The sequence below is a fragment of the Pseudomonas sp. G5(2012) genome, assembly GCF_000408945.1.
Classification (GTDB): domain Bacteria; phylum Pseudomonadota; class Gammaproteobacteria; order Pseudomonadales; family Pseudomonadaceae; genus Aquipseudomonas; species Aquipseudomonas umsongensis.
The window spans coordinates 1-8469 of sequence record NZ_APIO01000202.1 but is presented as its reverse complement, the minus strand read 5'-3'; the positions used below and the strand labels follow the sequence as shown (position 1 = coordinate 8469).

8 protein-coding genes are annotated in these 8469 nt (G+C 63.3%); 1 reads left to right on the top strand and 7 read right to left on the bottom strand.

Features of this window, described 5'->3' with window-relative positions; all coding sequences use genetic code 11:
- Positions 1-503: 503 nt before the first annotated feature.
- The 6 genes from yghX to PG5_RS32535 all read right to left on the bottom strand — a co-directional run bounded on the left by yghX (position 504) and on the right by PG5_RS32535 (position 7516).
- The gene (yghX, locus tag PG5_RS32560) at positions 504-1391 is read right to left on the bottom strand and encodes a YghX family hydrolase (protein ID WP_020801338.1); all 888 of its coding nucleotides are present in this window, start codon (positions 1389-1391) and stop codon (positions 504-506) included.
- Between the two features lie 54 nt (positions 1392-1445).
- Entirely contained in the window at positions 1446-1847 is a 402-nt protein-coding gene (locus PG5_RS32555; RefSeq protein WP_020801337.1) for a heme-binding protein, read from the bottom strand.
- A gap of 19 nt (positions 1848-1866) precedes the next feature.
- Positions 1867-3087, bottom strand: a complete 1221-nt coding sequence (gene glcF / locus PG5_RS32550; protein ID WP_020801336.1) for a glycolate oxidase subunit GlcF — start codon at positions 3085-3087, stop codon at positions 1867-1869.
- A 3-nt stretch (positions 3088-3090) separates the two neighbouring features.
- Positions 3091-4155: a glycolate oxidase subunit GlcE gene (gene glcE, locus PG5_RS32545; protein WP_020801335.1), complete on the bottom strand. Its 1065-nt coding sequence runs from the start codon at positions 4153-4155 to the stop codon at positions 3091-3093.
- The gene (gene glcD / locus PG5_RS32540) at positions 4155-5654 is read right to left on the bottom strand and encodes a glycolate oxidase subunit GlcD (RefSeq protein ID WP_020801334.1); all 1500 of its coding nucleotides are present in this window, start codon (positions 5652-5654) and stop codon (positions 4155-4157) included. The genes glcE and glcD overlap by 1 nt, the downstream gene beginning before the upstream one ends.
- A gap of 98 nt (positions 5655-5752) precedes the next feature.
- Complete coding sequence (locus tag PG5_RS32535; RefSeq protein ID WP_020801333.1) at positions 5753-7516, bottom strand: L-lactate permease; 1764 nt, start codon at positions 7514-7516, stop codon at positions 5753-5755.
- A gap of 177 nt (positions 7517-7693) precedes the next feature.
- Between PG5_RS32535 and PG5_RS32530 the strand changes: the two genes are divergently transcribed.
- Entirely contained in the window at positions 7694-7930 is a 237-nt protein-coding gene (locus PG5_RS32530) for a hypothetical protein (protein WP_020801332.1), read from the top strand.
- A gap of 104 nt (positions 7931-8034) precedes the next feature.
- Here PG5_RS32530 and PG5_RS32525 read toward each other — a convergent pair.
- Positions 8035-8469 (bottom strand): aldehyde dehydrogenase family protein (locus tag PG5_RS32525; protein ID WP_155943707.1); only part of this gene is annotated, 435 nt, incomplete at its 5' end.

Here is an 8469-nt window from a genome sequence, read left to right as displayed (position 1 = left end):
CAATGCCTGCGTTCGGCCAGCGTGGTTAACGGGGCACCCAAATCCAAAGCAAAGCGAGGCGGCCTGACAGCCGACCTGACTTTTGCAGATATCCCCAATCCCCTGTGGGAGCGAGCCTGCTCGCGAAAAATGTCCAGACAACGCGTTCATCCAGAAAGGGCGCGTTATCGTTGACGACCATCGCGAGCAGGCTCGCTCCCACAGGGGGAATGCGAACAGACCTGCGATCAGGTCGGCTGTAAGGCCGCCTCGCTTTGGCTGTTGATTTGGCTTTTGATTTTCTTGCCCCATCACGGCGGGCTCTGTAGGAGCGAGCATGCTCGCGAAAAACCTGAGAGCACCACGGGGTGTCAGGCTTCCCGCGTCATCGTTGACCTCCATCGTCGGAACGCCGCCCGGAGCATGCTCGCTCCTACGGGCTTCTCCAAGTGACTCGCCGTAATGGCGAAACCCTAAGTGGCCGTTACCGCAGCAACGGATATACCTCCAATCCAAACATTCAATCAAACCAGATATTTACGAAACCATCCCAGCGTCCGCTCCCAGGCCAGCTTCGCCGCCGCCTCGTCATAACGCGGCGTGGAGTCGTTGTGAAAGCCATGGTTGGCGCCGGGATAGATATAGGCTTCATAGGTCTTGCCGCCGGCCTTCAGCGCCTGCTCATAGGCGGGCCAGCCTTCGTTGATGCGCGTATCCAGTTCACCATAGTGCAGCATCACCGGCGCCTTGATCCGGGGCACATCCTTGGCGTCCGGTTGTCGGCCGTAGAACGACACGGCGGCGCCCAGTTCCGGGTAAGCCACGGCTGCCGCATTGGTGACGCCACCGCCATAACAGAACCCGGTGATGCCGACTTTTCCACTGGCGTCGGGATGCTTCATCATCCACTCGACGGCGGCGAAGAAGTCATTCATGAGCTTTTGCGGGTCGACCTTTTCCTGAAGTGCACGGCCCTTGTCGTCGTTGCCGGGGTAACCGCCGACCGAACTCAGGCCATCCGGGGCGAGGGCGATGAAACCGGCCTTGGCCAAGCGCCGCGCGACGTCCTCGATGTAAGGGTTGAGCCCGCGGTTTTCATGGACGACCACCACCGCCGCGACCTTGCCGGCGGCTTTTGCCGGACGCACCAGATAGGCGCGCACCTGCCCGTTGCCCTTGGGAGAGGGGTAGGTGACGTACTCGGCGATGATGTCCGGGTCGGTGAATTCGACCTGTTCGGCAAGGGCGTAATCCGGGCTCAGGGACGCCAGCAGCGCACCAGCGGTCAAGCCACCCAGGGTGAACAGCGCGGCGCGGTCGAGAAATTCGCGCCGGTTGATCAGGCCATGGGCGTAGTAGTCGTAGAGTTCCAGCAGTTGCGGGGAAAAGTCTTTTGCAGTGAGACGGGGCATCGGTGCGCTTCCTCTTCGGCGGATTGATGGTTCTTGCAGCGACATGCCCTGTGGTCAACCGAGGCACTGCGCCCCGGCTTTCGCCACTTGTGCATCCTGCTCGGCCTTGACCCCGGACACCCCGACCGCGCCGATCACCTGGCCGTCGACCATGATCGGCACCCCGCCTTCGAGGGAGGTCAGCAGCGGGGCCGACAGAAAGGCCGTACGCCCACCGTTGACCATCTCTTCATAGCCTTTGGATTCACGCCGCCCCAGGGCCGAGGTGCGGGCTTTTTCCGTGGCGATGTAGGCGCTGATGGGCGAGGCGCCATCGAGGCGTTCGAGGGCCAGGGGATGTCCTCCGTCATCGACCACGACAATGGTCACCGGCCATTGGTTGGCCTGGGCTTCGGTGCGCGCGGCAGCGAGGATCCGGCTGATTTCGACCTGGCTCAGGACGGCTTTGCGGTTCATGGGCGTTCTCCAGTGGGCGTTATTGGGACAAGGCGTCTTCGACCAGTTCGATCCAGTGCCGAACGGGGGTGCGACCCGCGCCGTCGAGGTGCGACTGGCAACCGATATTGGCGGTGACGATGACTTCGGGGTAGCCGCTTTCCAGGGCATTCAACTTGTTGTCGCGCAGCTGTCGGGCCAGTTCCGGTTGGGTCAGCGAATAGGTGCCCGCCGAACCGCAGCACAAATGGCTGTCTGGAACAGTGGTGAGGTTGAACCCCAGGCGGATCAGCAGCTTCTCCACCGCGCCGCCGAGTTTTTGCGCGTGCTGCAAGGTGCAGGGGCAATGGAACGCCACGCGGTGGGCGTTGTGGATGCCCAGTTGTTCCAACGGTTCGTCGCGCAATACTTCCACCAGGTCCCGGGCCAGCGCGCTGACCTTTTTCGCCTTGTCGGCATAGGCTGGATCGCGTTCGAGCAGGTGCCCGTAATCCTTGATAAAGGCACCGCAACCGCTGGCGGTTTGCACGATGGCCTCGGCGCCTTGTTCAATACCCGGCCACCAGGCGTCGATGTTGTGCCGGGCCCGATCGAGGCCAGCCGCCTGGGCGTCCAGGTGATAATCCACGGCACCGCAACACCCGGCCTCGCGGGCCGGCATGACGCTGATGCCCAGCCGGTCCAGTACCCTGGCGGCAGCCACGTTGGTATTGGGCGACAGTGCGGGCTGCACGCAACCTTCGAGCATCAATACCTGCCGGGCATGGCGGGTGGCGGGACGCTGCTTGGGCACCGGGAGGTTGCGCGGCAGTTTGCCCTGCAGCGTACCGGGCAGCAGCGCGCGCAGTGTCTGGCCACTGTTGACCAGGTGTTTGAACAGGTCCGGATGCGGCACCAGCTTGCGCAGTCCCTCGCGCAACAGGCGCTGGCCAATCGGACGCGGCACCGCTGCATCGACCACGGCGCGACCAATGTCCAGCAAATTATGGTAATCGACCCCCGAAGGGCAGGTGGTCTCGCAGTTGCGGCACGACAGACAGCGATCCAGGTGCAGTTGGGTCTTTGCCGTGACTTCGTTGCCTTCCAGCACCTGCTTGATCAGGTAGATGCGCCCACGCGGGCCATCGAGCTCATCGCCGAGTAACTGATAGGTCGGGCAGGTAGCGTTGCAAAAACCGCAGTGCACGCAGTTGCGCAGGATGCTGTCGGCTTCTTCGGCGCGGGGCAATCGGCGGGCGCGTTCGCTCAAGGTGGTCTGCATGATTCATAACTCCGCGTACAGGCGTCCGGGGTTGAAGATGCGCTGGGGGTCGAGTTGCTGCTTGAGGCTCTGGTGGTAACGCAGCAGCGCGTCGGGCAGTGGCTGGAAGGGCGTGTCCGTGAGCCCGTGGCTATAGCAGGTGACGTGCCCGCCAGCCTCGGCGACGACCTGGCGAATGAACGTTGCCCGGGCATCGGACTTGAGCCAGCGCTGGGCGCCGCCCCAATCGATCAGTTGCCGACCGGGCAGGGACAGGCGCGGTGTGTTGTTGGGCACGGACAGGCGCCACAGTGGCTGGTCTTCATCGAAGAACGCCAGGCGCTGTTCGTTGAGATCGGCCCAATACGAAGCGTCGAGCACCTCGCCACCCAGGCGATCGCGGGCCGCCGCCACCGAGCCTTCGCCGCCCTCGAGCCGCAAGTGCAGGCACTCGCCGTCATGACAGGCGGCGCTGATCGGCAGCGGTTGCTGGCCCCATTCCGCCAGGCGCAGCAAAGCTTGCTCGACGTTCATTTGCAGGCTGATGCTCAGGGCCTGCCGGGGCTTGGGCAGGACCTTGAGCGAGACCTCGGTGATCAGGCCCAAGGTGCCGTAACTGCCGGCCATCAGGCGCGACAGGTCGTAACCGGCGACGTTTTTCATGACCTCGCCACCGAAACGCAAATGCTTGCCCAGCCCGGTAATCACCCGCGTACCCAGCACGAAATCCCTCACCGACCCCGACCACGGCCGACGCGGCCCGGACAGCCCGCAAGCGATCATGCCGCCGACGGTGGCGTCATCGCCGAAGGCCGGCGGTTCGCAGGGCAACATCTGCTGCGCGGCGTCCAGCACGCTTGCCAGTTCCGTCAGCGGTGTGCCACAGCGCGCTGTGATCACCAGTTCTGTCGGGTCATAGCGGACAATGCCCCGGTGCGATCGTGTATCGAGTATTTCCCCCGCCGTCACGCGGCCCAGGAACGCCTTGCTGTTGGCGCCCTGAATCCGTAGCGGCGTGGCGTTGGCCAACGCCTGGTTGACCTGCTCCAGCAGCGCTGTGCTGTCATCGAGATCAGCAGGTGGGTGCATCAGAAACGCTCCAGGTCGGGGAAGGGCAGTTTTCCTGCGTGCACATGCATGGCACCAAACTCGGCGCAGCGGTGCAGGGTCGGTATGTTCTTGCCGGGATTGAGCAGTCCGCCGGGGTCGAAGGCCGCCTTGACCGCATGGAACAGGGTCAGCTCATCGCTGTTGAACTGCGCGCACATCTGATTGATCTTTTCCCGGCCTACGCCGTGTTCCCCGGTAATGCTGCCGCCGACTTTCACGCACAGCTCGAGGATCTTGCCGCCCAGGGCCTCGGCGCGATCCAGTTCGCCCGGTGTATTGGCATCGAACAGGATCAGCGGGTGCATGTTGCCGTCGCCGGCATGGAACACGTTGGCTACTCGCAGGCCGTATTCGGCCGAGAGTTCGGCGATGGCCTTGAGCACGCCCGGCAGTTCACGACGCGGGATGGTGCCGTCCATGCAGTAGTAATCCGGCGACAGGCGGCCCACCGCCGGAAAGGCGTTCTTGCGTCCGGCCCAGAAGCGCACGCGTTCGGCCTCATCCCGGGCCTGGCGCACTTCGGTGGCGCCGGCCTGCTCGAGCACCTGGCGCACGCGGTCGCAATCGTCACGCACGTCGGCTTCGACGCCGTCGAGTTCGCACAGCAGGATGGCCTCGGCCTCCACCGGGTAACCGGCGTGGATGAAGTCTTCGGCAGCGCGGATGGCCAGGTTGTCCATCATCTCCAGGCCGCCCGGGATGATGCCGGCGGCAATGATGTCGCCGACGGCGTGGCCGGCTTTCTCCACGGAGTCGAACGCGGCCAGCAGCACCTTCGCGGACTGCGGCTTGGGCAGCAACTTGACCGTGACTTCGGTGATCACCCCAAGCATGCCTTCGGAGCCGGTGAACAAGGCCAGCAGGTCAAGGCCGGGGGAATCCAGGGCGTCGGAGCCCAGGGTCAGTTGTTCGCCGTCGACGGTGAGGATGTCGACCTTGAGCAGGTTATGCACGGTCAGGCCGTACTTGAGGCAATGCACGCCGCCGGCGTTTTCGGCGACGTTGCCGCCAATCGAGCAGGCGATCTGCGAGGACGGGTCGGGCGCGTAGTACAGGCCGAACGGCGCGGCGGCCTGGGAGATCGCCAGGTTGCGCACTCCCGGCTGCACCCTCGCGGTACGGGCGGCGGGGTCGATCTGCAGAATCTGGTTGAAGCGGGCCATCACCAGCAGCACGCCTTTTTCCAGGGGCAAGGCGCCGCCAGACAGGCCGGTACCGGCACCCCGGGCGACGACCGGTACCCGGCGTGCGTGACACAGGCGCAATATGCCCTGGACCTGGGTGATGTCCCGCGGCAGCACCACCAGCATCGGCGTGGTGCGGTAGGCGCTCAGCCCGTCGCATTCGTACGGCTTGAGTTCTTCCTGCTGGTGCAGGATTTCCAGGTCGGGCAACTGCGTGCGCAAGGCCTGCAACAGCGCGGCCTTGTCGACCTCTGGCAGAGCGCCATCAACGCGTTCATCGTAGAGAATATTCATAGTCGTTTTACGATACTCCGTTCATGAAAGCCCGGGCGATTGCCGTAATGCTCGCTCCTACAGTGAACAGCATTTGGGTGATTGCCCGGGTTGTCCGATCAATGGCCGCCCACCACCATATTGCTGAACGGTGCGACATAGGCCTGCAACGTCACCAGGCCGCCGACCAGGATCGCCAGGACGATCGAGTGGAAAAACACATAGCGCAGGATTTCCCCTTCATGGCCATACCAGCGGGTGGCGGTGGAGGCAACGACGATCGACTGGGCGTCGACCATCTTGCCCATGACCCCGCCGGAACTGTTGGCGGCGGCCATCAACACCGGGCTGAGCCCCAGTTGCTCGGCGGTGACTTTTTGCAAGCCGCCGAACAGCACGTTGGACGCGGTGTCCGAGCCGGTCAGCGCCACGCCGAGCCAGCCGAGCAGGGTGCCGAACATCGGATAGAAAATCCCTGTCGCGGCAAAGGCCAGGCCCATGGTCGCGTCCAGCCCCGAGTAGCGGGTGAGGAAGCCCAGGGCGAGCATCGCGGTAATGGTGACCAGTGAGTAGCGCACCACCCACAGCGTGCGTAGGTACTGGTGAACCAGCTGCGGGATGGAGTAGCCCATCAACAGCCCGCCGAGAATCGCCGACAGCAGAATGCCGGTGCCAGTGCTGGTGAACCACGTGAACTTGTAGATCGCTTCTTCGGTTTTCGGTGCAGGCACTACGGGCGGAATCTTTTCGATCTGCTGGTGAATCGTAGTGAAAGTCAGGACCGGGGCGAAAATCGGATTTGCCTCGCGCAACGGTTTACCCTGGGGATCCAGTTTGGCCGCGCTGGTGGCCGGATCGATCGCCGGGCGGGTGTCGAACATGTTCTTGAAGCCTTGGGTACCCCAGGCGAAAACGAAGACCGTGAGGATGATCCACGGCATCCAGGCGCGCATTACCGCAGGCTTGGCGTCGCTGGCAAAGGCTGCGCTGGCGATCGGCTTTTCGTCATGCTCCTCGGCGATGGCCGAGTTATCGACGCGCCCGGACAGGGCGGCGGAGGTATGCACGGTGGCCGGTTTCCACACTTTGAGGAAACCCGTCAGGCAGGCCATGGAAATCAGCGCGGCGATCACGTCCACCAGCATCGGCCCGTGATAGTTGGACACGATGAACTGCGGCACGGCAAAACTGACCCCGGTCACCAGGATCGCCGGCCAGATTTCCAGCATCTTGCGCCAGCCGGCGAAGGCCCAGATCAGCCAGAAAGGCACGATTACCGAGAAGAACGGCAGTTGCCGTCCGACCATCATCGACAGCTCCATTTCATCGAGCCCGGTGACTTTGGCCAGGGTGATGATCGGCGTACCCAGGGCCCCGAAGGCCACGGGCGCGGTATTGGCGATCAGCGCCAGGCCCGAAGCGGCCAGTGGTGAAAAGCCCAGGCCGATGAGGATCGCCCCGGTCACCGCCACCGGCGTACCGAACCCCGCTGCGCCTTCGAAAAAGGCGCCGAAACAGAAGGCGATCAGCAGCAATTGCAGGCGGCGATCGTCGGTGATCCGCGCCAGGGAGTCCTGCAGCACTTTGAACGAGCCGTTCTCGGTGGTCAGCCGGTGCAGGAAAATGATGTTCAATACAATCCAGCCGATGGGCAACAAACCGTTGGCGGCGCCGTACAACGCGGCCGACCCCGCCATGCCGGCGGGCATGCCGAAGGCGAAAATCGCGATCACCAGGGCCGAGGCCAGGGCGAGCAATGCCGCCAGGTGCGCCTTGACATGGAAGAAGGCCAGGGCTGCGAGCATCACCACCACCGGCACGGCTGCCATGAGGGTCGAAAGCACCGGGTTGTTGAACGGATCGTAGATTTGCTGCCAGACCATGTTCCACCTCTGCTTTTTTGTTGTTGGGAGTGCAGCCCCTTGGGGGGAGGTGGCCTCTAGTATAGGTGCCATTGCGCCGCTGTCAGGGCGCGGTGGCCGTCGCCTCGATCAGCGCTTGGCAGGCGGCTGAGCTAGCATTGCCGATAGGTCGAAACCAACCGTGGGAGGGGAGCAGCAATGACTGAGCGCCATATCGAGCACAAGGAGACGCTTTCGAACGGATGCAGCATCAAGGTCAAGGCCGAGATACTGAAGGACGGCTCATTGGGAATGTTCATCGGTGTTTACCGGCCGGACGGCTCGGTCATTGACGAAAACCACGATCCAAAACCCCATATGCTGGACATGGAAGCGGCGATGGACTGGGGAATTGACATTGCCAAGGGTATCGGCAACAGCCAGAGAACCTTGTAACGCATGGCTGGGGATTGGCGATGCGATATTCGCGAGCAGGCTCGCTCCCACAGGGGAAATTCGATCAACTGTGGGAGCGAGCCTGCTCGCGAAGCGTTTGATTTTTAATGCTTGAACATCACATGCCGCACAACGGTGTAATCCTCCAGCCCATACATCGACATGTCCTTGCCATACCCCGACAACTTCTGCCCGCCATGGGGCATTTCGCTGACCAGCATGAAGTGCGTGTTGACCCAGGTGCAGCCGTACTGCAAGCGCGCCGACAGGCGATGGGCGCGGCCGACGTCGGCGGTCCACACCGAGGACGCCAGGCCGTAGTCGGAATCGTTGGCCCAGCCCAGCACCTGTGCCTCGTCACTGAATTTGGTCACCGACACCACCGGCCCGAACACTTCGCGGCGCACGATCTCGTCGTCCTGCTGCGCATCGGCCAGCACCGTCGGTTCGAAGAAGAAACCGTTGCCTTCCACGGCCTTGCCGCCGGTGACCAGGCGGATGTGCGGCTGTGCCACGGCACGCTCGACGAAGCCGGCGAC